The organism is Actinokineospora xionganensis (assembly GCF_014323725.1).
Taxonomy (GTDB): domain Bacteria; phylum Actinomycetota; class Actinomycetes; order Mycobacteriales; family Pseudonocardiaceae; genus Actinokineospora; species Actinokineospora xionganensis.
Genome location: NZ_JABVED010000003.1, coordinates 113,818 through 138,894, shown reverse-complemented (window position 1 = coordinate 138,894; position 25,077 = coordinate 113,818). Strand labels below are relative to the sequence as shown.

Below are 25,077 nucleotides of genomic sequence, written 5' to 3'. Positions count from 1 at the left end.
TCCTTGATCAGATCCGACGACGATCCTGCAAACGATGGATGCGGCGTGGATGCGCAATGCCCGCCGCGGCTGTGTCCGGCGAATAGATCATCACTCGAATGAGTAAGATCATCCCCTTGGCGGGGCGAACTCTACTCAGAGTTGTAATCACCCCAGCACTGGGGTGACCCCTAACTGGGTGACCCGCCACCGCTGGGTGAAACCGAGGTGGATAGCCCCTCGCCGCGAAACGAATACGGGGTTGTCGCGCCCGCACTAAAGTCGGCACGTGACCGGGTGGCCAAGCGAAGATCCGATGCGTGAACACACAACGGGAAGCGGCTCGCCGCCACTGTCCACTTTCACCGAATTGCCCGCTCCGACCAGGTCGCTATTGCCCGCGACGCTGAGCATCATCGCGATCATCGCCATTGTCGGAACCGTTATCACCATCGGCGTAATCAACCGCAATGGCGGTACCCCCGAGGCGGTGCCGACCCCTGCCCCGGCCACCACGAGCGTCCCTCCCGCGACCAGTTCCATCGTGAACACCCCGGCCCGACTCACCTATGCGGTTCCGACGGACTGGATGGCCTCGAACGAAACCGTCGACGTCCTCGGCGTCAGCTTCACCGGCGCCGCCGAGTACGGGGCCTACGACTGCGCCGGCGCCCGACGGACCCGGGCGCGCGTGATGGGGGCGGCGGCGCAGAGCAAGTCGAGCAAGCCCCTGGACCCGGAGTCGACGGCCGCTACCTTCGCCAAGGCGTTCGCCGAGACCTACTACCCGGGCGCCCGGGTCGACTCGCCCGCCGGCCAGTCGACGCTGGTCGACGACAAGCCCGCCGTGGTGGTGACGGCGAAGATCAGCCCGAAGGCCGACCCGGCGTGCCTGCCGAAGGAAGCCGAGGTGACGGTCCTCGCGACGAGACTGGGCGACCGTGGCGCCGCCCTGCTGGTGATCACCAACGACCTGACGCGCGGGCCGGGCAGCACGGAGACCCTGCCCGGCGCGACCATCCGAAAGATTGTCGACAGCGTCCGCCGGAACTAGCCCTCCCAGCGGTCGACGACCTCCGCGAGCACCGACAGCGGCAGTGGTCCGCCGCCTAGGACCAGGTCGTGGAACCGACGGATGTCGAACGCCTCGCCCAGCCGGTCTTTGGCCGCCGCGCGGATACGCAGGATCTCGAGCCTGCCGACCATGTAGGACAACGCCTGACCCGGGTACGCGATGTACCGGTTGACCTCGTTGCCGATCTCGAGCGCGGACAGCGGGGTGTTCTCGCGCATGTAGGACAGCGCCTGCTCCCGGCTCCAGCCCTTGGCGTGCAGTCCGGTGTCCACCACCAATCGCGCCGCGCGCAGCGAGTCCATCGACAGCATGCCGAGGCGGTCGACGTCGCCGCTGTAGAGGCCCATCTCCTCGGCCAGCCGCTCGGTGTAGAGGCCCCAGCCCTCGGTGTAGGCGTTGACGTCGGCGAGCTTGCGCAGCATCGGCAGGCCGGTCAGCTCCTGCGCGATGGTCAGCTGGAAGTGGTGTCCCGGCACGGCTTCGTGGAACGCGGTGACCTCGGCGACGAACCGGTCGCGCTCGTGGGCGCGATCGGTGTTGGCGTAGTACACCCCGGGCCGCAGACCGTCCAGCGACGGCGGCATGTAGTAGGCGGCAGGCCCGCCGGGCGCCTCGGCCGCGGGGATGGGCTGCACCTGGCAGCGCTGCCCGGGCAGGGTGCCGAACCACTTCGGCGCCTCGGCCTCTGCCCGCTCGATGGTCGCGCGCGCGTGCGCGAGCAACTCGTCACCATCGCGCCAGCGCAGGTCTGGGTCGGTGATCATCCGCTGGAAGATCTCGGCTTGGTCGCGCACGCCGAACACGCGCTCACCGATCTCCGCGTACTCCTCGCGCAGGGCCGCGATGAGGTCCAGCCCGGTCTGGTGCAGGTCCTCGGGTGTGCGGTCCGTGGTGGTGTGGGCCCGCGACAGACCGGCGTACGCGGCCTCACCGTCGGGCAGCGCGCACAGGCCGGGGCGGTCGTCGGGCCTGCCGTGCGGGGCGATCTCCTCAGCGAGTGCTTCGCGGTAGCGGGCGAACGCGGGCCGGACCAGGTCGGCGACGATCCGCGCGCGTTCCGCGGCGAACTCCTCGCCATCGAACGGCTGCGACAGCAGCGGGTCGGAGTCGGGCGCGCCGAGGTAGCGGTCCAGGTGCGCGACGGCCGCGTCGACGAGCCTGCGCACGGGTACACGGCCCGCGGCGACGCCGGCGCGGTGGCGTTCGGTCACCCCGTCGAGGTGCTCGGGCACCGCACGCAGCCTGGTCAGGTAGGACTTGGCGCGCTCGGCGTCGGGCAACGCGATCATCGGCAACAGGGTGAGCAGCGCGGAGGCGGGGCCGACGAAGAAGTCCGAGATCGTGTACTCGATCATCCGCGAGTCGATCCGGTCGATCGCCGCGCGGGCCTGCTGCGCGACGACCTGCCCGGTCACCCCGGTCGAGTCCTGGGCGCGGGCCGCGATGTCGGCGACCTTGGACCGCAGGTCCTGCTCGGCTTCCTCCGACGGGTCGGAGAGCCGGTCGTCATAGCCCGGCAGGCCGGTCAGGCTCGCGCCGAGCGGGTCGGCGTCCATCAGCGCGTCCAGCAGTTCGTCCGCGAGCGCGGTCTCCCCAGAGGTCATGCGCCCGAGATTACAAGGGCGCATGTAACGATGTGGTTCCCGCGCACAGGAGGCAATTCATGGTCATCAACCGACAGACGTACGCCGTCGAGGTCACCGCGAGCAGCCGCGCCGACGCGGCGACGATCTTCGCCATGGTCGCCGACGGCGCGCGCTGGTCGGAGTGGGCGGGGCCGGTGATCGCGCACTCCTCGATGGAGCGGCTCGGCGACCCGGCGCCCGGCGGGGTCGGCGGGGTCCGGCTGCTGGGTCGCAAGCCGGTGCTCGTGCGCGAGGAGACCCTGGAGTACGAGCAGGACCGCCGCCACGTCTACGCGCTGCGCTCGCCGTCGCCGATGAAGGATTACCGCGGCGAGATCACGCTGACCCCGCGCGAAGACGGTGGCACGGATGTCGTGTGGCGGGCCAGTTTCACGGAGCTGGTACCGGGCACCGGTCCGGTACTTCGATTCGGTCTGAACAAGGGCATCAAGCTGTTGAGCCGCAAGCTGCTCAGCGCGGCGCAGCGCTGACCGCGTCGGCCAGCCCGTCCGCCCACAGGGCGTAGCCGCTCTCGGACGGGTGGAACCGGTCGACGCAGAAGAGGTCGCCGTCGATCAGCTCGTGCGGCAGCGGAACGTGCGCGACGCCGGGCACCCGCCGGGCGATCCGCGCGGCGGCCGCGTCGAGTTCGGCGGCGCGCAGGCCCAGGACGGAGCGCAGCGGGCGGGGCAGTGCCGGGAAGCGGGCCATCGGCGGGACACCGGCGAGCACGGTCCGGCCGTGTCTGGCGCGCAGGTCGATCAGCAGCCGCAGCAGGTCGCGGGTCCAGCGGGCGGCGGTGTGGAACTCGATCACGTCGTTGACGCCGAGCACGACGACCACGACGTCGGCCGGGTCCAGGGCGGGCGCGAGCTCGGTTCGAGTGACGTGGGCGTCGGCGCCGATCCGCGCCGAGACCTGCCAGCTCACCGCATGTCCACGACCGGCGAGGGCCGCCGCGAGTCGGCCCGCCAGGCCCACGTCGTGGGTGCGCGCGCCCACCCCCGCCGCTGTCGACTCACCGAGAACGGCGAGCCGCAGGGGCTCTCCCGCGCCCGCGGTCCCGGTCGTCGGGCCTTCGGCACCGGGCAGTCGCGGAATGGTGCGGCGCAGTGTGAGGCCTTGGACCGCCAGCACCGGAAGGAGTGCGGCGGCGGCAAGGGTCGCGCGCATCAGCGGGCCGCTTCCTGCGCGCGCCACTTCTCCTGCATGGCGGCGGTCTCGGCCTTGAGGAACAGGAAGAACCGCCGCGTGTCATCGATCCGCTTGCCCGCGCGCGAGTCCGTGCCGAGTGCTTCGGCGCCGTCGGTGAGCGCGGAGTTCCAGGCGTCGTAGAGCTTGTCGCGGTTGGTGATCGCTTCGAGCCAGGTGTTGTCGTCGACGGCGTAGTGGTCGCGCCGCTCGCCCGGCTCGCGTCCTTTGTGGATCAGGTGGACCTGGTCGAGGTACCGCACCGCGCCCGAGATGGCGGCGGGACTGACGTCGAGCGCTTCGGCCAGTTCGGCGGCTGTCATCCGGCCGGAGTCGGTCGCCAGCAGCCGGGTGAACACCCGAGCGGGCATCCGTGCCATCCCGGCTTCGGAGAGCAGCAGTGCGAAGCGCTCCACGAAGCGCGCCACATCGTCATCCCTGGAATCGGTCACGGGTTCACCTTCTCAGGTCGCTCGTCTTCAGAATATTCACAAAGTTGTGAAATGAGAGTAGCTTCTGTGCCATGACAACCGCAATCTCGGTGTCCGGCCTGGTCAAGACCTTCGGCCGGACGCGTGCGCTCGACGGGCTCGACCTGACGGTGCGGACCGGGGAAGTCCACGGATTCCTCGGCCCCAACGGGTCGGGCAAATCCACCACGATCCGGGTGCTGCTCGGGCTGCTCAAAGCCGACTCGGGCAGCGCGTCCCTGCTCGGCGGCGATCCGTGGGCCGACGCCACCGAGCTGCACCGCAGGCTGGCCTACGTGCCCGGTGACGTCTCACTGTGGCCGAACCTCTCCGGCGGCGAGGTGATCGACCTGCTGGGCAGGCTGCGCGGCGGCTTGGACAAGCGCAGGCGCGCGGACCTGCTCGAGCGGTTCGACCTCGATCCGCGCAAGAAGGGCCGCACCTACTCCAAGGGCAACCGGCAGAAGGTCGCCCTGGTCGCCGCGCTGGCCTCCGACGTCGAGCTGCTGCTGCTCGACGAGCCGTCCTCAGGCCTTGACCCGCTGATGGAGTCGGTGTTCCAGGAGTGCGTGGCCGAGGAGCGCGACCGTGGCCGCACAGTGCTGCTGTCCAGCCACATCCTCGCCGAGGTGGAAAGCCTGTGCGACCGGGTGAGCATCATCCGCGCGGGCCGCACAGTCGAAACCGGCACCCTGGCTGAGCTGCGCCACCTGACCCGCACGACGATCACCGCCGAGCTGGCCACACCGCCGAACGGGCTCGCGTCTCTCGCGGGTGTCCACGACCTCAAGGTCAATGACCACCAGGTTTCGTTCGATGTGGACAGCCACGAACTCGACGCCGCCCTGCGCGCGCTCACGCTCTCCGGTGTCCGGTCATTGACCAGCCAGCCACCGACACTGGAAGAGCTGTTCATGCGCCACTACCAGGAAGACGTGGCGCGATGACCGGCACCTGGACGCTCATCCGGCTCGCGCTGCGCCGCGACCGGATCATCCTGCCGATCTGGATCGTGCTGCTCGGCCTGACCCCGGCGTCCACGGTCGCCGCCTATGAACAGCTCTATCCCGATGCGGCGTCGCGCGCGATGCTCAACGCCTCCGCGGGGGCGAACCCGTCGCTCGCGGTGCTCTACGGGCCCGCGTACGACCTGAGCACCGCGGGCGGGTTCACCGCGTGGCGCTACGGGCTGTTCCTCGCGTTGTTCGCCGCGCTGATGGGCATCTTCACCGTCACCCGGCACACCCGCGCGGAGGAGGACAGCGGCAGGCTCGAACTGATCGGGTCCGGCGTCGTCGGCAGGCACGCCGCGCTGACCGCGGCCATCGCGACGGCGGCCGGGGCGAACCTGGTGATCGGCCTGTCCATCGGCCTGGGGCTGACCGGAGCGGGACTCAGCGCCTCGGGTTCGTTCGTGCTCGGGCTGGGTGTGGCCAGCGCTGGCCTGGTGTTCACCGCGATCAGCGCGGTGACCGCGCAACTCACCGAGTACTCGCGTTCCGCGAACGGGATCGCGTGCGCGATCCTCGGCGGCTCGTTCCTGGTCCGCGGTGTCGGCGACTCGACCGTCTCGCTCGACTGGCTGTCCTGGCTGTCCCCGCTGGCGTGGCCGCAGCGCGCGAAGCCGTTCATCGACGACCAGTGGTGGCCCCTCGGCCTCGCGGTGCTCGCGACCGCCATGCTCGCCGCGGGCGCCTACCGGCTGGTGTCCCGGCGCGACCTCGGCGCGGGGCTGCTGCCCGGCAAACCGGGTCCGGTCAACGCGCCCGCGTCGCTGTCGAACACGTTCGGGCTCGCTTGGCGGCTGCAGCGCGGCGCCCTGCTCGGCTGGACCATCGGCGCGGTGGTCATGGCGGCGGTGTTCGGATCAATCGCCAACGGCATCGTCGACCTCGTGGGAAGCAACGAGCAGATACGCGAGATCATGCAGCGGATGGGTGCGGCGCAGACTCTCGTCGACTCGTTCATCGCCGCCATCGCGGGCATGTTGGGGATCGTCACGGCGATGTACGCGACCCAGGCGGCCCTGCGCGCGCGATCCGAGGAGACCGGTGAGCGCGCCGAACCGGTCCTCGCGACCGGCGTGAGCCGCATCTCGTGGGTGACGAGCCATCTCGCGTTCGCCGTGGTCGGCTCCGCGGTTCTCCTCGCGTTCTCCGGGCTCTCGATGGGCCTGGCGCACGGTCTGCGGGTCGGCGACCTCGGGCAGGTCGGCGGCATCCTCGTCGGGACCCTCGCGCAGCTACCGGCGGTCTGGGTCGCGGGAGCGGTCGCCGCATTGCTGTTCGGGCTCCTGCCCAAGGCGACGACCGCCGCGTGGGCCTTGGTCGGGGTGTTCGCGTTGATCACGTTGTTCGGGCCCGCGCTGCGACTGAGCCAGCCAGTGCTTGACGTCTCCCCGTTCACCCACGTGCCCAAGCTCCCAGGTGCGGAGTTCACCGCGACGCCGTTCCTGTGGCTCTCCGCTGTCGCGATCGTGCTCTTCGGGCTGGGAATCGCGGGATTTCGTCGACGGGACATCGGCTGACGGAATGCGCGCGCGGGTAAACGGGTTGACCCGATCAGGTCATCCCGACCTACAGTGCGCGCGCTGAACAACTTCTCTGGGGGCGGTCTCGGGTGTCGGTTGCAACGTTGGAACGGCCCGAGACCCTCCCCCGTGAAGTGTGGGTGCTGGTCTCGGCCAACTTCGTGATCGCCATCGGCTTCGGTCTGGTGGCGCCCGCGCTGCCGACCTTCGCCCGCAGCTTCAACGTCAGCGTGACCGCCGCGTCCATTGTGGTCAGCGCCTTCGCGGTGGCCCGATTAGTCTTCGCCCCCGCCGCGGGCGCTCTGCTCAGCCGGATCGGCGAGCGTCGGGTGTATCTGATCGGCCTGTGGATCGTGGCGGCCAGCACCGGGGCCTGCGCGTTCGCCAACGACTACTGGCAACTGGTGACCGTGCGGGCGCTCGGCGGCATTGGCTCCACGATGTTCACCGTGTCCGGCATCGCGCTGCTCATCCACCTGACCCCGGCCGGGGTCCGCGGCAAGGCCACCGGGCTGTGGGGCACCAGCTTCCTGCTGGGCACCGTCGTCGGCCCCCTCGTCGGCGGCGGCCTGATCACCATCTCGCTGCGCGCGCCGTTCCTCGCCTACGCGGCCGCGCTTGTCGTCGCGATCCTCATCGTGTGGCTGGCGCTGCGGAACTCAACCCTCATCGCGTCGGCGAACGACGACCCGCAGCCCGGCATGCCGCTGCGGACCGCGCTGCGCGACAGCGGCTACCGGGCAGCCCTGGCCTCGAACTTCGCCAACGGCTGGGCCGCGTTCGGCGTCCGGGTCTCGCTGGTGCCGCTGTTCATCACCGAGGTGTTGAACAAAGAGGACTCCTTCGCGGGGACGGCGCTCGCCGTGTTCGCCGCGGGCAACGTCGCGATGCTGATGTTCTCCGGCAGGCTGTCGGACCGGTGGGGGCGCAAACCGCCGGTGCTCATCGGGCTGACGGTCGCGGGCCTGGCCACGATCTCGATCGGCTACACCACGTCAGTGCCGGCGTTCCTGCTGGTCACGGCCATCGCGGGGATCGGGACCGGCATCCTGAGCCCGCCGCAGAGCGCCGCCGTCGCCGACGTCATCGGCAAGGCGCGCGGCGGCCAGGTCCTGGCATCGTTCCAGATGGTCGCCGACATCGGGGCCATCCTCGGCCCGATCATCGCGGGCATACTCGCGGACCAGCTGTCCTACACCGCCGCCTTCATCGCCACCGGCGCGCTGTCGCTGGCCGCGGCCCTGGTGTGGCTGCCCGCCCGGGAGACGCTGCCTGCCAAGTCCGAGAAGAAGACGGTCCACCCGACCCCCGAAGAGGCCATTGGGGCCGAACTTCCGTGACACACGGTGTACTACGTTGCTCCGTTGGAGCGGAATCCGTTGATCCCAACCGGCAATGACCCAAATGTGCTGTTTCGACACCCGGTCCAGTGGGAACCTTCAGATCAGGGCCTAGGGCGAGGCGAGTTGATCGGCATGACGGCGACATTGTGGATCGTGACCGCGGCACTGATCGCGGCCTTCCTCATCTGGCGCCTGCGCCGAGCCAACCAGACACTCACGACCATCCTCCGTGAGGAACGCGAGCGCCCCGTGGACTTCGACGTCGACGACCGCACCCCGCACCACCTGGGCAAAGACGGCCGAACCTGACCCTGTGGACAACTTCCGCGCCGTATCGGCCCGGCGACGTAACGTGACCACATGGCATTCACCATGGAATACACGAGCACCGTCCACGGCGTCACCTACGCCCTGACCGCGTCCCCCACGTCCCTGGAACTCATCGGCGCCGCCGAGAACGGCGATATCGTCGCCGAGGGATCGATCCGCCTGCCCCCGGGCGCCGCCACGGAAGCGGCGGGCCTGGTCCGCCAGGCCCTGGCGACGATCGCCATCTTCGAGGGCAAGGCCCGCCCCCGGGTCGCCAACTCCCACGCCCGCTGGACCCCCGACGACGACGCCTCCCTACGCGAAGACTGGCTCAGCCAACCATCCTCGACCCCAGCCACCACCGCGATCCGCGAGTTGGCCAAGGCCCGCGGCCGCTCCCCCGCCGCCATCCGCGCCCGCCTGGGCCGAATCGGCTGCGACCCCGACGTAGCGGGCAGACTGCTGACCCCCGAAACCGCCGAACTCCTCGGCCGCGACGCCATCGCCGGAGCCGCCTAAGTCCATCGTGGACATTAACGGCAGTTCTGCCCGAGTGATCTACAGGACGGACCCAGGATTCCTCGATGCTGGTCAAGATGGAGGAATCTGTTACCTCACAACAGCTTTTCTTCCACACCGCATCTCACCGATCAGCACCAACCATTGTAAGTACACCAACCGGGCCAAGTGCCCGACGGGCGTCGACCACCATCCGCGCCCACCTGAACCACCAAACCCCTCACCCCGCGGACTGCCGAAGCAAGACCGATCGGCAGATCACGGATGTTCTCGATCAGTCGCATCCATCGGTGCCCCGGGAACGACCGCATGCGCCGAGATCGGATGTCGCGGACGAACTTCGAGGCTCTCGATGCGGCGGCTCCGGGTCCGAGTGAAATCCGGCCAAAAATGGCAACGACGGCACCCAAGCAAAAGACCCAGGTCATCGACCTGGGTCCTTGGTGCGCCCGAAGGGATTCGAACCCCTAACCTTCTGATCCGTAGTCAGATGCTCTATCCGTTGAGCTACGGGCGCGTGTTCAGTTGTGCTCGGCGAGCCGAGTGGTACAGCGGAGGCTCCGGGATTTGAACCCGGGATGGGGGGTTACCCCAAACCGCATTAGCAGTGCGGCGCCATAGACCAGACTAGGCGAAGCCTCCCGGGGAGCCCCAAGCCGCTCGGCGATAAGACTACACAGGCCCCCAGGTGAGAGGCAAAACGCCCCCCTCTGAACAGCAAACCCGCTGGTCAAGCCCACCAAACCGCACCTGCCCACACCCGTAGCCCAGGATGGTGGTCCTCAGCCACATCGACACCCGCGCCGCCCCCGCTAGAGTCGCGATTGCCACACCCAGAAGGAGGGGCACACATGGACAAAGTCGTCCGCAGCGCCGCCGATGCGGTCGCCGATATCCCGGACAACGCGAGCCTGGCCGTGGGCGGGTTCGGGTTGTGCGGCATCCCGAGCGTGCTGATTCAGGCCTTGCTCGCCAAAGGCGTGACGGGACTGGACGTGGCGTCCAACAACTGTGGGGTCGACGACTGGGGTCTGGGGCTGCTTCTCCGGGAGCGTCGGATCGCGCGGATGACGAGCTCCTACGTCGGCGAGAACAAGGAGTTCGCCCGCCAGTACCTGTCCGGCGAGCTGGAGGTCGAGCTGACCCCGCAGGGCACACTGGCCGAGCGGCTGCGGGCCGGTGGCGCCGGGATCCCCGCGTTCTACACGCGGACCGGGGTCGGCACGCAGGTGGCCGACGGCGGGGTCCCTTGGCGTTACGACAGCGAGGGCAACGTTTCCGTGGCCTCGCCGCCCAAGGAGGTTCGCGAGTTCGACGGGCTGGACTACGTGCTGGAGCACGCCATCGTGTGCGACTTCGGCCTCGTTCGGGCGTGGAAGGGTGATCGGCACGGCAACCTCGTGTTCCGCGATTCCGCGCAGAACTTCAACCCGCTCTGCGCCCAGGCGGGCCGGATCAGCATCGCCGAGGTCGAGGAGCTCGTCGAGCCGGGTGAGCTGGCCCCCAACGAGGTCCACCTGCCCGGCATTTTCATCCAGCGGGTCGTCCCGCTGACCGCGGAGCAGGCCGCCGACAAGCGCATCGAGCGCCGCACCGTCCGTCCGAAGCTGGAGGCCTGAGCCATGGCACTGACCCGTGAGCAGATGGCCGCCCGCGCGGCCGCCGAGCTGTCGGACGGCTCGTACGTCAACCTCGGCATCGGCCTTCCCACCCTGGTCCCGAACTACGTGCCCGACGACGTCGAGATCGTGCTGCAGTCGGAGAACGGCATCCTCGGCGTCGGCGCGTACCCGTACGACGGCGAGGAGAGCCCCGACCTGATCAACGCGGGCAAGGAGACGGTCACCCTGCGCAAGGGCGCCTCGTTCTTCGACTCCGCCGCGTCGTTCGGCATGATCCGCGGCGGCAAGGTCGACGCGGCGATCCTGGGCGCCATGCAGGTGTCCAAGGTCGGTGACATCGCCAACTGGATGATCCCCGGCAAGATGGTCAAGGGCATGGGCGGCGCGATGGACCTGGTGCACGGCGCCAAGCACGTCGTCGTGCTGATGGAGCACGTCGCCAAGGACGGCTCGTACAAGATCGTCAACGAGTGCTCGCTGCCCTACACCGGTCTTCGGGTGGCGCAGCGGATCATCACCGACCTCGCGGTCATCGACATCACCGCCGACGGCCTCGTCCTGCGCGAGACCGCGCCGGGCGTGAGTGTCGACGAGGTGCGCGAGAAGACCGAGCCCGAGCTCACCGTCGGCTCGGACGTCGTCGAGATGGCCGTCGCGGTCTGAACTGCGAACTCATCGTTCTGAACGGTGAACTCGATGTTGTGAACGTGGGACTCGCGGGCCTGGCGGGGTGGGAACCCCCGCCAGGTCAGCGCAGGTGCGCGTCGAACCAGTTGAGGGCGCGCTGCCAGGCCTCGAAACCGCCGGTCTCGAAGGCGAAGCGGACCACATCGGTGGCGACCGAGGCGGTCGCCGCCGCGTCGCGCAGCTTCTCGACCTGCTGCTCGGTGATGTCGTCGCCCTCGGTGCGGTAGAGCCCCAGCCACGGGACCCGCAGGTCCGCGGCCACCTCGATCAACGGGGGCAGACCGGCCGACAGCGGCTCGATGATCCCGCCGCCCGCGACGGTCACCGCCGCGCCGATCGTGCGGCTGGCGGCGACGACAAGGGCCACCGCGCCGCCGAGTTCGAAGCCGATGACGCCGATCCGGTCGAGGTTCACCTTGCGCTCGGCGAGCCAGGCGAACGCGATGTCGGTCGCGGCGAGCACGGATTGCCCGGACAGTTCGCTGACCTTGTCGCGGGCCTCCGCGTGGTCGACCTCCGCCGACCCGCCTTCGTAGAGGTGCGGGACCACGATCAGCCACCCCTCTGCGGCCAGCCCGGCGACCATGGCGAGCACGGCTTCGGTGATGCCGCGGGCTTCGTGCAGCACGACGAGTCCGCCGCGGGTCACTCGGTCGGGTTCGGCGTAGGTGAGGCGCAGCGCGCGGCCATCGGCCAGCCGGAAGTCCTCGGTGCGGGTCTGGGCCATGACCAAGCCAACCATGGGTAGGTGTGTCCTCGTCAACGTGATCACACGCTCACCCGCCGTGTCGGACTAGATTCGGGGCAGCGGCAGCGTCGCCGCCCCTGTGACGACGAGGAGCTTCGATGAGTGTGCGTACTCGCGCCGATCTGGACGCCCTGCCCGGTTACGTGCCGGGTCGGTCCATCCCGGGCGCGATCAAGCTCGCCAGCAACGAGGTGTCGCTCGGCCCGCTGCCGAGCGTGGTCGAGGCGATCGCCCAGGCGGCGGGCCACATCAACCGCTATCCGGACAGCGGCGCGGGCGAACTGGTCGCACGGCTGGCCCGCAAGCTCGACGTCAGCGAGGACCAGGTCGCCGTAGGCTGCGGCTCGGTGACACTGTGCCAGCAACTCGTCCAGGCGACCTGCACGCCCGACGACGAGGTCATGTTCGCGTGGCGCTCGTTCGAGGCCTACCCGATCATCACCCAGGTCGTCGGCGCCGCCCAGGTGCGGGTCCCGCTGACCGAGGGCCACGAGCTGGACCTCGACGCGATGGCCGCCGCGGTGACGCCAAAGACACGGCTGATCTACTTGTGCAACCCGAACAACCCGACCGGGACCGCGCACCCGAAGGCCGCGATCGAGCGGTTCATCGCCGCGGTGCCCGATGATGTGCTGATCATCATCGACGAGGCGTACGGCGAGTTCGTCGAGAACCCGGACATCGCCGACGGGGTGGAACTGGCCAAGGAGCAGTGGGCCGCGGGCCGCGACAACGTCGCCGTGCTGCGCACCTTCTCCAAGGCGTACGGCCTCGCCGGGCTTCGCGTGGGCTACCTCATCGCGCCTGAGGCGGTGACGGCCGCGGTCCGCAAGGTGTTCGTGCCGTTCGCGGTCAACATGGTCGCCCAGGTCGCCGCGATCGCCTCGCTCGACGCCGAGGACGAACTGCTGGCCCGCTGCCGCGACATCGTCGGCGAGCGCGGCAGGGTGCGGGCGGCGCTGATCGAGGCGGGCTATGAGGTTCCGGTGACCGAGGCCAACTTCGTGTGGCTGCCGCTCGGTGAGCGGACCGCGGCGTTCAACGAGCACTGCCTGTCGCACAAGGTGGTCGTCCGCGCGTTCGTCGGCGAAGGCGCGCGCGTCACCATCAGCACGCCCGAGGAGAACGACGCCTTCCTGGCCGCCGCCACGTCCTTCCCACGCTGATCAGGCCGGCGACGGCGTGTCCTTAGTGGACACGCCGTCACCGGGTCAGCAGCTGGAAGATCGCGGCCAGGCCGACCAGGACGATCACCGCGCGCAGGACCGTGGGCGACAGCTTGCGGCCGATCTTCGCGCCGATGAGCCCGCCGACGATGGCGCCGACGGCGACCAGCGCGACCGCGTCCCAGGCCACGTCGGCGACGAAGATGAACACGATGCCCGCCACCAGGTTGACGATGGCCGCGAGCACGTTCTTGACCGCGTTGATCCGCTGCAGGCTCTCGTCCATGAGGATGCCCATCAGCGCGAGCAGCAGAACCCCTTGCGCGGCACCGAAGTAGCCGCCGTAGATGCCGCTGGCGAAGACTCCGGCGATGAGCGCGAGCCCGCCGTGGACATGCCGCTCCCCTTGCCGCTCGGTCAGCTTGCGGGCCAGCCACGGCTGCAGGATGACCAGCACCAGCGCGAGCCCGATGAGGATCGGGACGATCGTCTCGAAGGCGCCGGGCGGCAGGACCAGCAGCAGGACCGCGCCCACGACACCGCCGACAAAGGACGCCGCACCAAGCCGCAGCAGCCGCGGGAGTTGTCCGGCGAGTTCACGCCGGTAGCCGATGGCGCCGGTGATCGACCCCGGCACCAGGCCCAGCGTGTTGGACACGTTGGCCACGACCGGGGGGAACCCGACCGCGAGCAGCACCGGGAAAGTGATCAGCGTGCCGGAGCCGACGACGGTGTTGATCCCGCCCGCGAAGACTCCGGCCAGCACGACGGCGATGGCTTCCCAGACAGTCATCGTTTACATCCCACGCTGGGAACACTAGGCCACGTCTGACAAACAAGCCGCGACCGACCGCCGCCTGAGGGGACCGTGACGAACACGACCACGGCTCGCGCGGAGCCGCGCCCGTCATCTCAAGGTGACCCAGACTCGGAATTCCGGGGAGGCTGACCAGCCAGTTTCCCATCGCGCGCGAGGAATGCGTCGAACATCTCACGCTCGGCGTCGTCGAGGTACTGGCGCAGCAGTTCCTCCGCGCGCTCCGGCTCGCCGCCCCTGAGTCGGTCGAGGATCTCGCGGTTGCGCCGCAGATAGCCCTCGTGGAACGAGCGCGCGTCGCCCATCTCGTGGAAGCCGAGCCGTAGTTCGGCGCCGACCTGGCGCATCATCTCGTCGAGCCGGGGGCTGCCGACCAGGCTCACGATCGCTTGGTGGAAACGGATGTTGGCGGTGCCGACGTCGACCCAGCGGCCTTCGGCGGCGGCCCGCTCACCGCGTTCCACGGCCGCGGTCATCCGCTCGATCCCGGCTTCGGTCGCCTGCCCCAGCGCCGCGCACTCGACGACCTTGCGGACCCGGTAGAGGTCGCGGACGTCGGCGCGGACCAGGCTGCGCACGAACACGCCGCGGTTGAGCTTGTGCACCAACAGCTTCTCGTGGGTGAGCAGCCGGAACGCCTCGCGCAGGGTGTTGCGGGAGACCTCCAGCGGCGCCATGAAGGCCTCTTCGGTGACCCTGCTGCCCGGCGGCAGCGCGCCTTCCATGATGAGGTCGCGCAGCGCCGACGCGGCGACATCGGCCGCGCTGCTCCGCCCCTGCCGCCGTTCACGGACGAGTTCGGTGAGCCGTCCGACGATGTCGACCGATGCCACGTTTCCTCCCACTCGTCCTTCCAGGGTAAATGTCTGATCGTTCCATTGTCAGATTGTTGAACAATCCCTACGGTACGGGAGTGACGGTGCCATCGAGCGAGCGGGGTGGATCATGAGCACAGTCCGGACCGAGCAGGCGATGAGCTGGTACCAAGAGCTTCCGCCCAAGGGGCGCAAGGCTTTCGTCGGAGCGTTCCTCGGCTTCGGGCTCGACTCGTATGACTTCTGGGTGCTCCCGCTCGGCCTCGCCGCCATCGCGGCGTCATTTGGCCTGAGCACCGGCCAAACCGGTCTGCTGTCCACCGCGACGCTTGTGTTCTCCGCACTGGGCGGCGTGATCGCCGGCGTGCTGGCCGACCGCATCGGCCGGGTCCGGACGCTGATGATCACGGTGGTCACGTACGCCCTGTTCACCGCGCTCTGCGGGTTCGCGCAGGACTACGAGACGCTACTCGCCCTGCGCGCCTTGCAGGGCCTGGGTTTCGGCGGCGAGTGGGCCACCGGCGCGATCCTGGTCGCCGAGTACACCGCCGCCCGCCACCGCGGCCGTGTCGCCGCGGTCATCCAGAGTTCGTGGGCGGTGGGCTGGGGCGCGGCGGTGATCGCCTACACCGTGGTGTTCAACCTCGTCGACCCCGACCTGGCCTGGCGGATCCTGTTCATCACCGGCGCGCTGCCCGCGATCCTGGTCGTCTACCTGCGGCGCGGGGTCGAGGACGCGCCCGTGTTCACCGAGCACAAGGCAGCCGCCCGGGGTTCACTGCGGGCGATCTTCCGCCGGGACCTGTTGCGCACCACGGTGTTCGCCTCACTGCTGGCCACCGGCTGCCAGGGCGGCTACTACACGCTCGCCACCTGGCTGCCGACGTATCTCAGCAAGCAGCGCGGGCTGACCGTCATCGGCACCGGCGGCTACCTCGCCTTCCTGATCACCGGCGCGTTCCTCGGCTACCTGACCGGCGGGTATCTGTCCGATCGCCTGGGCCGCAAGCATTCCTTCCGCATCTTCGCGATCCTCAGCGCGACCCTGCTGATGCTCTACACCCAACTGCCCGCCTCCGCCGGCGGGTATGTGCTGTTCCTGGGATTCCCATTGGGTTTCTGCTCCTCGGCGATCTTCAGCGGCTTCGGCGCGTACCTCGCCGAGCTGTACCCGAGCCGGGCGCGCGGCGCGGGCCCCGGCTTCACCTACAACTTCGGCCGCGCGGTCGGCGCCTTCTTCCCCGCCGCCATCGGCGTCCTCGCGGGCCACTACGGCATCGGCGGCGCGATGTCCTTCGGCGCCTTGGCCTACGCGCTGGTCGTGATCTCCCTGTTCGGTCTCCCCGAGACCCGGGACCGCGAACTGACTTGAGGACGATCACGATTGCGTAGCGTCGGTAACTGACGGTCGGGCGGAATTGATAGCCAGGGCATGAGCCGATCTGCCCTGCCGCGTGTCGCCATCGGGATCGTCTGGTCGATCACCGCCATCGCGGCACTCGTCGCGGGCGGTGTCGGCGTGATGCTCATCGCGGTGGCGCTGCCCGTACTCGCGATCGCCGCCTTCGCCGCGGTCGTGGGGCACGCGCGGTTCGCGTTCATCCCGGACCGGGGGCACGCGGTCGCGGTCGCGGCCATAGCGTTCGCGCTCATCCTGATCGCCGGGGCCATCCTGCCCGCGCCGGTCCCGGCACCGCTGGTGGCGGCGCCGACAAAGACCCCAGAGGCGGCACCCAACTCGACGACAGCGGAGATCGCGGCCGTGACAGCGCCCCCGACAACCGCCACGACCACCTCCGTGCGCATGACGACCACGCCCAAAGTCACCAGGCCGGTCTCGTCGAAGCCGAAGGCGACCACACCCAGGGAGACGCAGGCGGCATCGTCATCGGCCACACCGCTGTCGACCAAGCCCGGCTGCGACCCGTCCTACCCGACGATGTGCCTCGCGCTCACCGGCCCGGACCTGGACTGCTACCAGCTCCCGCAGCGGCGTTTCCCGGTCCGCGCGCCCGACCGACACCGGTTCGACCCGGACAACGACGGCGTCGGCTGCGAGTAGGCCGCCATATATGGCGCTCCCACGGATGGTGCGCGACCTCTCGACACCGAGGACCCGCCACGGCGGTCGGTGACATCCGGGCGACGGCCTTCCCGGAAACCTCGTGACAGGTCGATCCACGGCCTCGTCTCGATCGACGTCGCGGTGCCCATGTTGCCCGCCTGCCGCCTGATCGGGCCAGTGCGGATGCCTATCGTCGCTGGTCGGAGGCGGTGACATCGGCGACATCGCACCCAGGCGCCGTGGCGTGTTCAGGGCCGGTTCATCGGGCACTGTTCAGATCCGTCCCGTGAGTGCGATCCAAGTTGAGAAACTGACCCAGCGGTTCGGTGCGGTGGCCGCGGTCGACGACGTGTGGCTCGACATCGCAGACGGCGAGTTCATGGTGCTGCTCGGGCCGAGCGGCTGCGGCAAGTCGACGTTGCTGCGGATGATCGCGGGGCTGCTCCCGCCGACCGAGGGCCGCGTGCTGATCGACGGGGTGGACGTGACCCATGCCCCGCCGCAAGGCCGCGACCTGGCGATGGTGTTCCAGAGCTATGCGCTCTACCCGCACCTGTCGGTCGCCCGCAACATCGGGTTCCCGTTGCGCGCCAGGGACATGCCCAAGCGCGCCATCGAGGCCAAAGTCGCCGACGTCGCGGCCGCGCTCGACCTGGCCGCGCTCCTCGACCGCCGTCCCCGCGAGCTGTCCGGCGGGCAACGGCAACGGGTCGCGCTCGGCCGGGCCCTCGTTCGCGACCCCGGCGCGTTCCTGATGGACGAACCACTGTCCAACCTGGACGCCAAGCTGCGTGCGGGCACTCGTGCCGAGCTGTCCGCGCTGCACGACCGGCTCGGTGCGACGTTCGTCTACGTCACCCACGACCAGATCGAGGCCATGACCATGGCCACCCGGATCGCCCTGCTGAACAACGGCAGGCTCGAACAGGTCGGCACCCCGGAACAGGTCTACGACGAACCGGCGTCCACCTTCGTCGCCGAGTTCCTCGGCACACCCCCGATGAACCTGCTCGACGTGACGCTGCGATCCGGCGTCGCGACCGCCCCCGGCGTCACGGTCCGGCTCGACCTGCCCGACCGCGACCTCATCCTCGGCGTGCGGCCCGAGCACCTCCAGCTCACCACCGGCGACGAGGCGATGTTACGCGGCCACGTCACCCGCGTGGAGAACCTCGGCAGCGAGGAGGTCGCCATCTGCGCCGTCGGTGCGGCAACCGTCCGCGTGCGCGCCCGCCGCCCGATCGGCCCGCGCGCGGGCGACACCGTCGCGCTGCGCGCCGACCGCTTCCACCTGCACCTGTTCCACCCGGAGACCGGCCGCAGGCTGGTCCCGCTCACCCACCAGGAGATCTCGTGCGTGTCCTGATCCAGGCGGTCACCGCGACCGTCACCGCCATGGCACTCGTCGGCTGCGGCCTCGGCGGCGGCGAGCCCGCCCCCGAGGCTGCGGCGAACCGGGTGCCCGACCTCGCCGCGGGCCAACAGGTGTCGATCGTGTTCGAGTCCTACAACTTCGGGCAGGCGGGCCCGTGGACCGACACGTTCACCGAGCTGATCGCCAAGTTTCGGGAGAAGCACCCGAACATCACGGTCACCGCGAAGAAGCCGCAGGGCAACAGCCCGAACCCGGCCGCCGACACGGTGTCGAGCCTGCAGAGCCAACTCGCCGCCGGATTGGTGCCCGACGTCGCGCAGCTCGGCTTCAGCGACCTCGACTTCACCGTCAACCAGCTTCGCGCCGCACCGCTCGACGACCTCGTCGGCCGCGACGCCGTACAAGCCAACTTCGACGGCGCCCGCCACCCGTACGCGAAGCCAGCCCGGACCCTGGGCGATTGGGGCGGCAAGACCTACGGCGTGCCGTTCGTGTTCTCCACTCCGGTGCTGTTCTACAACGCCGACCTGCTCAAGGCGGCCGGGTTCGACCCGTCGACGCCCCCGGCGACCTGGGCCGAGGTCGAAAGGTACGCCTTGGCGGTCAGGGAGAAGACCGGCAAAAACGGCGCCTACGTCGACTGCCTCAGCAAGATCGCCAAGGACTGGTGCTTCCAGGCACTGGTCCGCTCGGCCGGTGGGCGAGTGATCTCCGAGGACCGCACGAGGTTGACCTTCGCCGACCCGCCCGCCGTCGAGGTGGTCACGATGGCGCAGCGAATGGTCGCCTCCGGTGCCACGCCGAAACGCACCCAGCAGCAGGCCGTCGACGCGTTCGCGCGCGGCGACATCGCCATGATCTTGGAGTCCAGTGCCGTGCAGGGCACGTTCGCCAAGGGCGCCAAGGGGAAGTGGGACCTGCGCTCCGCGCCGATGCCCGCGTTCGACGGCCGCCCGGCGGTGCCGACCAACTCCGGAGCCGCGCTGTTCGTCTTCGCCAAGGACCCGGCCAAGCAGCGCGCGGCATGGGAGCTGATCAGGTTTCTGACCAGCGAGGAGTCGTTCACCACGATCGCCACCAAGATCGGGTATCTGCCGCTGCGTACCGGGCTGGTCACCGATCCGGCCGGGCTCAAGCCATGGGCGGACTCGAACCAACTGATCCGCCCGAACCTGGCCCAGCTGGAACGGATGGAGCCGTGGGTGTCCATGCCCGGCACCAACTACCTGCAGATTCGCGACGGGATGATGGAGGCCGTCGAGGACGCGGTCTACCAGGGCAAGGACCCGGCCGCGACGCTGAAAGCGCGGCAGGACCAGGTTTCCGGGCTGCTGGCGGCGGGCCGGTGAGCCCCGACCTGACGCTGATCCAGTTCAGCGACACGCACATCCAGCCAGAAGGCGCGCTGATGCACGGCGTCGTCGACACGCACGCCGCACTGGCCGCGGCGGTCGACGTGGTCCGCGCGTCCGGGGTGGTCCCGGCTGCGGTGCTGCTCACCGGCGACCTCACCGACAGCGGCGAGCCCGCCGCGTACCGACGGCTGCGGGCGTTGGTCGAACCGATCGAGGCGCCACTGGTGTCCGTGATGGGCAACCACGACGAGCGCACCGCGTTCCGCACCGAGCTACTCGGCACCGATCCATCCACAATGGACCACGATGTGGTGGTCACCGTCGACGGGCTGCGGATCGTCGTGCTCGACAGCTCACTGCCCGGCCACCACGACGGCCATCTCGGTGCCGGTCAGCTCGAATGGCTCGCGGAGGTGCTCCGTGAGCCCGCCGCGCGCGGCACGCTTCTGGTGCTGCATCATCCGCCGCTGCCATCACCGGTGCCGACCGTGAACCTGCTGCGGTTGCGCGATTCCAGGCGGCTGGCCGAAGTGATCGACGGCAGCGGCGTGCGAATGGTGATCACCGGACACGCGCATCACACCGGGTGCGGCACGATCGGCGGCGTCCCAGTGTGGGTCGGCCCGGCCACCGCGTACGGCGTGGAGCCGGTCCCGCCGCGCGGGCGGCTCACCGCGCGGGCGTTCAGCGGGTTCAGCCGGATCGACGTGATCGGCGACCAGGTGGTGGCCACCGCGGTCCCGGTGTCCTCGGCGGACCGCGTGTACGACGTGGACGAGACCACGCAGGTGGGGCGCGTGCGTGCCATGCTGGGCGACCGGGCATGACGATCCTGGCCGAGCTGCCCACCCCGGCGCCAACCCGTGCGGCGGCGCCGGTGGCGCGGCCGTCGTTCGCCGCGCGGATCCGCCGGGCCGCGCCGCCGTACCTCTACCTGGCGCCCGCGCTGGTGCTGCTCGTCGTGTGGACCTACCGGCCGCTGGCGCAGGCGGTGCGACTGTCGTTCCACACGTGGAACCTGCTGCCGACGTCACCGATCACCGAGGTCGGCCTCGCCAACTACGAGCGGCTGCTGTCCACCCCGGACCTGGGCGCTTCGGTGTGGCGCACAGTGCTGATGGTCCTCGGCATCCTGCCGTTCTCGCTGGTGATCCCGGTGGTCGTCGGGCTGGTCGCGGCGCGCGTTCGCGGCCGGATCTACCAGGCGATGATCTTCGCGCCGATGCTGGTCGCGCCGGTCGCGGCGGCCGCGGTCTGGCAGTGGCTGCTCGATCCCGGTGCGGGAGCGGTGAACCGGGTGCTCGGCGTGCGCGCGAACTGGCTGCACGACACCGACCTCGCGCTGCTCACGATCATCGTGGTGACCGGGTGGCACATCGTCGGGTTCGCCGTGCTCGTCGTGTCCGCCGGGCTGTCCGGGATCAACCCGGACTACGCGGACGCGGCAGCCATGGACGGCGCGAGCCGCGGCCGGATCACCCGGTGGATCACCCTGCCGCTGTTGTCGCCGACGATGGCGTTCCTGGTGCTGATGACCGTGCTGCTGTCCGCCCAGTGGACCTTCCCGCTGATCGACACACTCACCCAGGGCGGCCCGTCGGACGCCACGACGAACATCTATTACCTGTTGTGGGACTACGGGTTCCACTCCTACGACGCCGGACTGGGCGCGGCCGCCGGTGTGATCTTCTTCGTCGGCTTCGGGCTGATCGCGGTCGGCGTCGTCGCCCTGTCGGACCGGGTGAGCCACCATGACGACTAAGGTTTCCAGGCAGGTTTCCGGGCACGTGGTGTTGGGCACGCTCGGCGTGCTGTGCGTGTTCCCGATCTACTGGCTGTACGCGACATCGCTGCGCGCGCCCGGCGACATCGGTTCGCTGTCACCGCTGCCGTGGCCACTGTCGCTGGACAACTACGCCGACGCGTGGCGCACCATCGACCTCACCGGCATGCTGGTCAACTCGGCGGTCGTCGCGGTGTGCACGGCGGCCGGGCAGCTGCTGGTCGGGTTGTTCGCGGCTTACGCGTTCACGGTATGGCGGTTCCCTGGGCAACGGCTGCTGTACTTGCTCTTTGTCGGCAGCTGGCTGGTGCCGTTCCAGGTGACGATGCTGCCCAACTACGTGCTGCTCTCACGGCTCGGCCTGCTGAACACCATCGCGGGCGTGATCGTGCCGACGCTGTGCTCGGCCCTCGGTGTCCTCCTGCTGCGCCAGCACCTCGCCGGGTTCCCACGCGAACTGCTGGAAGCGGCCGCGATGGACGGGCGGTCGTCGTGGGCGACACTGTGGACGGTCGTGGTGCCCGCGCTGCGGCCGGTGCTCGCGGCACTGGGCATCCTGCTGGTGATCAACGCGTGGAACGAGTACTTCTGGCCCGCGTTGGTGTTGCGCGACAACGCGATGGTGCAGCTGGGGATCCGCAGCTTCATGGGCACCGAGGGCAACGACTGGGGTCCGCTGATGGCCACCGCCGGGCTCGCCTGCCTACCGGTGTTCGCGCTCTACCTGGTGCTACAGCGGCACATCGTGAACGCGTTCGTCCGATCCGGACTCAAGTGAGCGCCGGTGGATCTCGGCGGGGTCCGGCAGGCAGTCGACGAACGCGTCGGCCAGCTCGGCGGGCTCGTCGCGCCACACCGCGTGCAGGTCGAGCGTCGGCACCGGGTCGTACAGCGCGACCGCCGTCGTGCGGCCGTCGGTGTGCCGAGCACGGAGCGCCGACGCGAACCCGACGACAGGGCGGACCGACGCCAGGATCGCGGTCGCGCCCGGGTCGTCCACTCTGTCGGCCACCGTGAGGCGGATCCCGCTGCGTTCGGCGGCAGCGAGGATCGCGTCGTACATCGCGGAGGACTGGTCGCGGCGGAAGAGGATGCACGGCTCGCCCGCCAACTCGCCGAACGGCACGCGCTCGCGTCCGGCAAGGCGGTGGGCCAGGCCGACGACGGCGACCAGCGGCACCCGCAGCAGCAGGCGGTGCCTGAGATTCGGCGACGCCGGGCGGCCGTAGACCATGGCCACGTCGATGCGCTTCTCATCGAGCGCCGCGAGCTGCGGGCCGGTGCGCATCTCGCGCATGTCGACGTCGATGCCAGGGTGGCGCTCGGCCAGCGTGGCGAGGGTGGCGGGCAGGACGTAGCGTCCGGCCGGGAAGTTGTAGCCGGCGCGGACCGTGCCCTCGCGCCCGGCCGCGACCGCGCGCGCCGCCAGCGCCGCCCGGTCCAGGCGGGCCACGATGTCGCGGACCTGGTCACGGAAGACGACCCCGGCCGGAGTCAGCGTCACGTCGTGCGACGTGCGATCCACCAGCCGGGTGCCAACCGCGCGCTCCAGCCGTTGCAGGTGGGCGCTGAGCGACGGCTGGGCCAGATGCAGCCGCGCGGCGGCCCGGCCGAAGTGCCGCTCGTCGGCGATCGCGAGGAATGAGATCAGGTGCCGCAGCTCCATCCGATCAGCGTAATCGCGCCGGATAACCGCAGGTGACGGCCAGGCGAGCAGGGGAGGACCGATGAGCGGACCCATGGTGGTGTGGTCGGACTTCGGCGGTGTGCTGACACCGCCGGTGACCGACGCGCTCGCCTCGGTGGTCGAGGCCACCGGCGTCACCGCCGACACGTTGCTGGCGGCGGCCTCGGTGATATCGGCGGAACTCGGGACGCGCGGGGTGCTTGAGCCACTGGAGCGGGGGCTGATCAGCCAGGCCGAGTGGGGCGAGCGGGTGACGCGGGTCCTCGACCGGCGTCCACGGACGGATCTCGGCCTGCTCGACGAACACTGGTATCGGGACAGGACCCTGAACCGGCCGCTGTTCGACTACCTGGCGGGACTGCCGTGCCGAGTCGGTCTGCTGACCAACAGCGTCCGCGAATGGGAGCGGCACCGTGCGGCGATCATGCCGGACACGTCGATCTTCGCGGCGATCGTCCGCTCGCACGAGCACGGTGTGTGCAAGCCGGACCCGGAGATCTTCGCGATCGCCGAGCGAGCGTTGGACGTGCCACCGGAGAGGTGCCTGCTGGTCGATGACGTGCTGGTGAACTGTGAGGCGGCGGAGACACGAGGCTGGACCGCGATCCACCACACGTCCACGCGGACCACGATCACCGAACTGGACAGGGTGGTTCTGGCAGCCGATCAAGGTCCACCCGGCATTGATCAAGGCAGGCGATAAGCCCGGAAGGCTCACCACGTCCACCGGACCGCGCGCATCGCGTTCAGCGAAGATCGTCGACGAAGGGTGATCCTCGAACGCGGCCTCGACGGTGCCGCCACTGCTCGGGGTGATTGAACGACCGCGGCCCAACAGCTTCCTGCGGAAGCCCGAAAGAGACCCCGTCCGAGACCCTGACAGCGGCACGGGCACGCCGCTCGGCGTACCCGTACCGCGCTTCTGCTGGTCAAAGAGCGGAGGCGGAGGGATTTGAACCCCCGGACGGTTGCCCGTCTTCCGCTTTCAAGGCGGATGCATTCGGCCGCTCTGCCACGCCTCCCTGCCCGGTCAGCCTAACGAAGGCGACAACCGGGTTCTCACCCCTGGTCGAGATGCTCGATGACGCGCTCGAAGAGGCCTGCGACGACCTCCTGCTCCTCGGGTGTCATGAGGTCGACCAGGTGGGCGCGGACGCCTTCTACGTGGGTGGGGGCGGCTGACCGGAGGGTGTCCATGCCCTTCTGGGTCAGCTCGGCTATGACGCCTCGGGCGTCGTCGGCGCATTCGACGCGTTTGACGAGGCCGAGTTTTTCCATGCGGGAGATCTGGTGGGACAGCCTGCTCTTGGAGGACGCGACCTGGCCCGCCAGGTGGCTCATCCGCATCTGCCACCCCTCGCACTCGGAGAGGCGGACCAGCACCTCGTAGTCCGGCAGCGCGATGCCGTCGCTCTCCTGGAGTTCGCGGTTGAGCCGCTGGCGCAGTAGTTCACTGCCGATGACGTACGCGCGCCAGGAGCGCATCTCGTCGGGCTGCAGCCAGCGCGGTTCAGGTGTCACGGGCCAAGATTACGGCCAAAACGGTGCCGAACAGTGCTCTTCGCGTTTTCACACCGTGCCGGTTCGGCCACTCATTCGTGAAACCGCTTGTGGGTGTGTCCACGACGGAACCCGCGCGGTCCGTTTCGGACAGTGAGGGTGAATTTCACCAGTTCAGGACCGGTGAAGGGGTTGTCAGCGGGGTGTGATGGGGGCAACATGGGAAGGGAGACGGCTGGCCCGAGTGGACCCGAGCGCTAGGCCGAACGCGCTGGTCGCCGTGCCTGTCGAGGAAGGATAGGTGGTGCCGTGGCGGAGCAGCTATTCCCAGTAGTGGCCGGCGGCACGCCGCGACCCCGCGGCTGAGGCGACAGCATCGACCCAGCTGTGATTGCGAGCGGCGGATTCACCGGATT

The 25,077-nt window shown here is 69.5% G+C and carries 27 protein-coding genes and 3 tRNA genes; 18 read left to right on the top strand and 12 right to left on the bottom strand.

Annotated features, from left to right (window positions below; translation table 11 throughout):
- Nucleotides 1-255 precede the first annotated feature (255 nt).
- A complete protein-coding gene (locus GPZ80_RS06915; RefSeq protein ID WP_187219247.1) occupies nt 256-522 on the bottom strand; it encodes a hypothetical protein in 267 nt (88 codons plus the stop codon).
- On the opposite strand from GPZ80_RS06915, the gene GPZ80_RS06910 reads away from it, so the two are divergent.
- The gene (locus GPZ80_RS06910) at nt 470-1,033 is read left to right on the top strand and encodes a DUF8017 domain-containing protein (RefSeq protein WP_512699343.1); all 564 of its coding nucleotides are present in this window, start codon (nt 470-472) and stop codon (nt 1,031-1,033) included. The genes GPZ80_RS06915 and GPZ80_RS06910 overlap by 53 nt on opposite strands.
- Here the strand turns inward: GPZ80_RS06910 and GPZ80_RS06905 are convergent.
- Nucleotides 1,030-2,658 carry a DUF885 domain-containing protein gene (locus GPZ80_RS06905; protein WP_187219244.1) on the bottom strand — a complete coding sequence of 543 codons (1,629 nt, stop codon included), beginning with the start codon at nt 2,656-2,658 and terminating at the stop codon, nt 1,030-1,032. The genes GPZ80_RS06910 and GPZ80_RS06905 overlap by 4 nt on opposite strands.
- A 59-nt stretch (nt 2,659-2,717) precedes the next feature.
- Between GPZ80_RS06905 and GPZ80_RS06900 the strand changes: the two genes are divergently transcribed.
- Entirely contained in the window at nt 2,718-3,170 is a 453-nt protein-coding gene (locus GPZ80_RS06900) for an SRPBCC family protein (protein WP_222718979.1), read from the top strand.
- Here GPZ80_RS06900 and GPZ80_RS06895 read toward each other — a convergent pair.
- Nucleotides 3,151-3,852: a GDSL-type esterase/lipase family protein gene (locus GPZ80_RS06895; RefSeq protein WP_187219242.1), complete on the bottom strand. Its 702-nt coding sequence runs from the start codon at nt 3,850-3,852 to the stop codon at nt 3,151-3,153. The genes GPZ80_RS06900 and GPZ80_RS06895 overlap by 20 nt on opposite strands.
- Nucleotides 3,852-4,322 carry a GbsR/MarR family transcriptional regulator gene (locus GPZ80_RS06890; protein ID WP_187219240.1) on the bottom strand — a complete coding sequence of 157 codons (471 nt, stop codon included), beginning with the start codon at nt 4,320-4,322 and terminating at the stop codon, nt 3,852-3,854. The genes GPZ80_RS06895 and GPZ80_RS06890 overlap by 1 nt, the downstream gene beginning before the upstream one ends.
- A 71-nt stretch (nt 4,323-4,393) precedes the next feature.
- Here GPZ80_RS06890 and GPZ80_RS06885 point away from each other — a divergent pair, with 71 nt between their 5' ends.
- The 5 genes from GPZ80_RS06885 to GPZ80_RS06865 all read left to right on the top strand — a co-directional run bounded on the left by GPZ80_RS06885 (nt 4,394) and on the right by GPZ80_RS06865 (nt 9,041).
- A complete protein-coding gene (locus GPZ80_RS06885; protein WP_187219238.1) occupies nt 4,394-5,287 on the top strand; it encodes an ABC transporter ATP-binding protein in 894 nt (297 codons plus the stop codon).
- Nucleotides 5,284-6,867, top strand: coding sequence for an ABC transporter permease (locus GPZ80_RS06880; RefSeq protein ID WP_187219237.1), 1,584 nt, complete (start codon nt 5,284-5,286; stop codon nt 6,865-6,867). Before GPZ80_RS06885 ends, GPZ80_RS06880 begins: the two co-directional genes overlap by 4 nt.
- A gap of 92 nt (nt 6,868-6,959) precedes the next feature.
- Nucleotides 6,960-8,210 carry an MFS transporter gene (locus tag GPZ80_RS06875; protein WP_312880169.1) on the top strand — a complete coding sequence of 417 codons (1,251 nt, stop codon included), beginning with the start codon at nt 6,960-6,962 and terminating at the stop codon, nt 8,208-8,210.
- 156 nt (nt 8,211-8,366) lie between these two features.
- On the top strand, nt 8,367-8,522 hold the full coding sequence (locus GPZ80_RS06870; RefSeq protein ID WP_187219234.1) for a hypothetical protein: 156 nt from the start codon (nt 8,367-8,369) through the stop codon (nt 8,520-8,522).
- A gap of 51 nt (nt 8,523-8,573) precedes the next feature.
- Entirely contained in the window at nt 8,574-9,041 is a 468-nt protein-coding gene (locus GPZ80_RS06865; protein ID WP_187219231.1) for a hypothetical protein, read from the top strand.
- Nucleotides 9,042-9,482: 441 nt separating this feature from the next.
- Here the strand turns inward: GPZ80_RS06865 and GPZ80_RS06860 are convergent.
- Together GPZ80_RS06860 and GPZ80_RS06855 are read right to left on the bottom strand one after the other, a co-directional pair.
- Nucleotides 9,483-9,558: transfer RNA gene (locus GPZ80_RS06860), tRNA-Arg, on the bottom strand.
- A gap of 35 nt (nt 9,559-9,593) precedes the next feature.
- Nucleotides 9,594-9,683, bottom strand: a tRNA-Ser gene (locus GPZ80_RS06855).
- A gap of 209 nt (nt 9,684-9,892) precedes the next feature.
- On the opposite strand from GPZ80_RS06855, the gene GPZ80_RS06850 reads away from it, so the two are divergent.
- Together GPZ80_RS06850 and GPZ80_RS06845 are read left to right on the top strand one after the other, a co-directional pair.
- Nucleotides 9,893-10,660 (top strand): CoA transferase subunit A, encoded by a 768-nt coding sequence (locus GPZ80_RS06850; protein ID WP_187219229.1) that lies wholly within the window; start codon nt 9,893-9,895, stop codon nt 10,658-10,660.
- Nucleotides 10,661-10,663: 3 nt separating this feature from the next.
- Nucleotides 10,664-11,326, top strand: coding sequence for a CoA transferase subunit B (locus GPZ80_RS06845; RefSeq protein WP_187219227.1), 663 nt, complete (start codon nt 10,664-10,666; stop codon nt 11,324-11,326).
- Between the two features lie 85 nt (nt 11,327-11,411).
- Here GPZ80_RS06845 and GPZ80_RS06840 read toward each other — a convergent pair whose 3' ends face one another.
- A complete protein-coding gene (locus GPZ80_RS06840; protein WP_187219763.1) occupies nt 11,412-12,077 on the bottom strand; it encodes a dienelactone hydrolase family protein in 666 nt (221 codons plus the stop codon).
- Between the two features lie 119 nt (nt 12,078-12,196).
- Here GPZ80_RS06840 and hisC point away from each other — a divergent pair, with 119 nt between their 5' ends.
- Nucleotides 12,197-13,264, top strand: a complete 1,068-nt coding sequence (gene hisC, locus GPZ80_RS06835; protein WP_187219225.1) for a histidinol-phosphate transaminase — start codon at nt 12,197-12,199, stop codon at nt 13,262-13,264.
- A gap of 37 nt (nt 13,265-13,301) precedes the next feature.
- On the opposite strand, the gene GPZ80_RS06830 is transcribed toward hisC, so the two are convergent.
- Together GPZ80_RS06830 and GPZ80_RS06825 are read right to left on the bottom strand one after the other, a co-directional pair.
- On the bottom strand, nt 13,302-14,057 hold the full coding sequence (locus tag GPZ80_RS06830; protein WP_187219223.1) for a sulfite exporter TauE/SafE family protein: 756 nt from the start codon (nt 14,055-14,057) through the stop codon (nt 13,302-13,304).
- 119 nt (nt 14,058-14,176) lie between these two features.
- Nucleotides 14,177-14,914 (bottom strand): GntR family transcriptional regulator, encoded by a 738-nt coding sequence (locus tag GPZ80_RS06825; protein ID WP_187219221.1) that lies wholly within the window; start codon nt 14,912-14,914, stop codon nt 14,177-14,179.
- A gap of 109 nt (nt 14,915-15,023) precedes the next feature.
- Between GPZ80_RS06825 and GPZ80_RS06820 the strand changes: the two genes are divergently transcribed.
- The 7 genes from GPZ80_RS06820 (at nt 15,024) to GPZ80_RS06790 (ending at nt 22,252) form a co-directional block, all read left to right on the top strand.
- Nucleotides 15,024-16,268, top strand: coding sequence for an MFS transporter (locus GPZ80_RS06820; protein WP_376771661.1), 1,245 nt, complete (start codon nt 15,024-15,026; stop codon nt 16,266-16,268).
- A gap of 60 nt (nt 16,269-16,328) precedes the next feature.
- Nucleotides 16,329-16,958 carry a hypothetical protein gene (locus GPZ80_RS06815; RefSeq protein WP_187219217.1) on the top strand — a complete coding sequence of 210 codons (630 nt, stop codon included), beginning with the start codon at nt 16,329-16,331 and terminating at the stop codon, nt 16,956-16,958.
- Between the two features lie 289 nt (nt 16,959-17,247).
- The gene (locus GPZ80_RS06810) at nt 17,248-18,327 is read left to right on the top strand and encodes an ABC transporter ATP-binding protein (protein WP_187219215.1); all 1,080 of its coding nucleotides are present in this window, start codon (nt 17,248-17,250) and stop codon (nt 18,325-18,327) included.
- Nucleotides 18,315-19,685 (top strand): ABC transporter substrate-binding protein, encoded by a 1,371-nt coding sequence (locus GPZ80_RS06805; protein WP_312880168.1) that lies wholly within the window; start codon nt 18,315-18,317, stop codon nt 19,683-19,685. Before GPZ80_RS06810 ends, GPZ80_RS06805 begins: the two co-directional genes overlap by 13 nt.
- A complete protein-coding gene (locus GPZ80_RS06800) occupies nt 19,682-20,518 on the top strand; it encodes a metallophosphoesterase family protein (RefSeq protein ID WP_187219214.1) in 837 nt (278 codons plus the stop codon). The genes GPZ80_RS06805 and GPZ80_RS06800 overlap by 4 nt, the downstream gene beginning before the upstream one ends.
- A complete protein-coding gene (locus tag GPZ80_RS06795) occupies nt 20,515-21,453 on the top strand; it encodes a carbohydrate ABC transporter permease (protein ID WP_187219212.1) in 939 nt (312 codons plus the stop codon). The genes GPZ80_RS06800 and GPZ80_RS06795 overlap by 4 nt, the downstream gene beginning before the upstream one ends.
- A complete protein-coding gene (locus tag GPZ80_RS06790) occupies nt 21,443-22,252 on the top strand; it encodes a carbohydrate ABC transporter permease (RefSeq protein WP_187219210.1) in 810 nt (269 codons plus the stop codon). The genes GPZ80_RS06795 and GPZ80_RS06790 overlap by 11 nt, the downstream gene beginning before the upstream one ends.
- Here GPZ80_RS06790 and GPZ80_RS06785 read toward each other — a convergent pair.
- Nucleotides 22,205-23,140, bottom strand: coding sequence for a LysR family transcriptional regulator (locus tag GPZ80_RS06785; protein WP_187219209.1), 936 nt, complete (start codon nt 23,138-23,140; stop codon nt 22,205-22,207). The two genes, GPZ80_RS06790 and GPZ80_RS06785, sit on opposite strands and share 48 nt — an antisense overlap.
- 61 nt (nt 23,141-23,201) lie before the next feature.
- On the opposite strand from GPZ80_RS06785, the gene GPZ80_RS06780 reads away from it, so the two are divergent.
- Complete coding sequence (locus GPZ80_RS06780; protein WP_187219208.1) at nt 23,202-23,864, top strand: HAD-IA family hydrolase; 663 nt, start codon at nt 23,202-23,204, stop codon at nt 23,862-23,864.
- Nucleotides 23,865-24,098: 234 nt separating this feature from the next.
- On the opposite strand, the gene GPZ80_RS06775 is transcribed toward GPZ80_RS06780, so the two are convergent.
- Both GPZ80_RS06775 and GPZ80_RS06770 read right to left on the bottom strand, forming a co-directional pair.
- A tRNA-Ser gene (locus GPZ80_RS06775) sits at nt 24,099-24,183 on the bottom strand.
- Between the two features lie 37 nt (nt 24,184-24,220).
- Entirely contained in the window at nt 24,221-24,682 is a 462-nt protein-coding gene (locus GPZ80_RS06770) for a MarR family winged helix-turn-helix transcriptional regulator (protein WP_376771650.1), read from the bottom strand.
- Between the last annotated feature and the right edge of the window lie 395 nt (nt 24,683-25,077).

Bases quoted from the DNA above. Each gene is read 5' to 3' on its own strand.
- GPZ80_RS06915 (WP_187219247.1), bottom strand. From the start codon at position 522: ATGGAACTGGTCGCGGGAGGGACGCTCGTGGTGGCCGGGGCAGGGGTC.
- GPZ80_RS06905 (WP_187219244.1), bottom strand. From the start codon at position 2,658: ATGACCTCTGGGGAGACCGCGCTCGCGGACGAACTGCTGGACGCGCTG.
- GPZ80_RS06900 (WP_222718979.1), top strand. From the start codon at position 2,718: ATGGTCATCAACCGACAGACGTACGCCGTCGAGGTCACCGCGAGCAGC.
- GPZ80_RS06895 (WP_187219242.1), bottom strand. From the start codon at position 3,852: ATGCGCGCGACCCTTGCCGCCGCCGCACTCCTTCCGGTGCTGGCGGTC.
- GPZ80_RS06885 (WP_187219238.1), top strand. From the start codon at position 4,394: ATGACAACCGCAATCTCGGTGTCCGGCCTGGTCAAGACCTTCGGCCGG.
- GPZ80_RS06880 (WP_187219237.1), top strand. From the start codon at position 5,284: ATGACCGGCACCTGGACGCTCATCCGGCTCGCGCTGCGCCGCGACCGG.
- GPZ80_RS06865 (WP_187219231.1), top strand. From the start codon at position 8,574: ATGGCATTCACCATGGAATACACGAGCACCGTCCACGGCGTCACCTAC.
- GPZ80_RS06850 (WP_187219229.1), top strand. From the start codon at position 9,893: ATGGACAAAGTCGTCCGCAGCGCCGCCGATGCGGTCGCCGATATCCCG.
- GPZ80_RS06845 (WP_187219227.1), top strand. From the start codon at position 10,664: ATGGCACTGACCCGTGAGCAGATGGCCGCCCGCGCGGCCGCCGAGCTG.
- GPZ80_RS06840 (WP_187219763.1), bottom strand. From the start codon at position 12,077: ATGGCCCAGACCCGCACCGAGGACTTCCGGCTGGCCGATGGCCGCGCG.
- hisC (WP_187219225.1), top strand. From the start codon at position 12,197: ATGAGTGTGCGTACTCGCGCCGATCTGGACGCCCTGCCCGGTTACGTG.
- GPZ80_RS06830 (WP_187219223.1), bottom strand. From the start codon at position 14,057: ATGACTGTCTGGGAAGCCATCGCCGTCGTGCTGGCCGGAGTCTTCGCG.
- GPZ80_RS06815 (WP_187219217.1), top strand. From the start codon at position 16,329: ATGAGCCGATCTGCCCTGCCGCGTGTCGCCATCGGGATCGTCTGGTCG.
- GPZ80_RS06795 (WP_187219212.1), top strand. From the start codon at position 20,515: ATGACGATCCTGGCCGAGCTGCCCACCCCGGCGCCAACCCGTGCGGCG.
- GPZ80_RS06790 (WP_187219210.1), top strand. From the start codon at position 21,443: ATGACGACTAAGGTTTCCAGGCAGGTTTCCGGGCACGTGGTGTTGGGC.
- GPZ80_RS06785 (WP_187219209.1), bottom strand. From the start codon at position 23,140: ATGGAGCTGCGGCACCTGATCTCATTCCTCGCGATCGCCGACGAGCGG.
- GPZ80_RS06780 (WP_187219208.1), top strand. From the start codon at position 23,202: ATGAGCGGACCCATGGTGGTGTGGTCGGACTTCGGCGGTGTGCTGACA.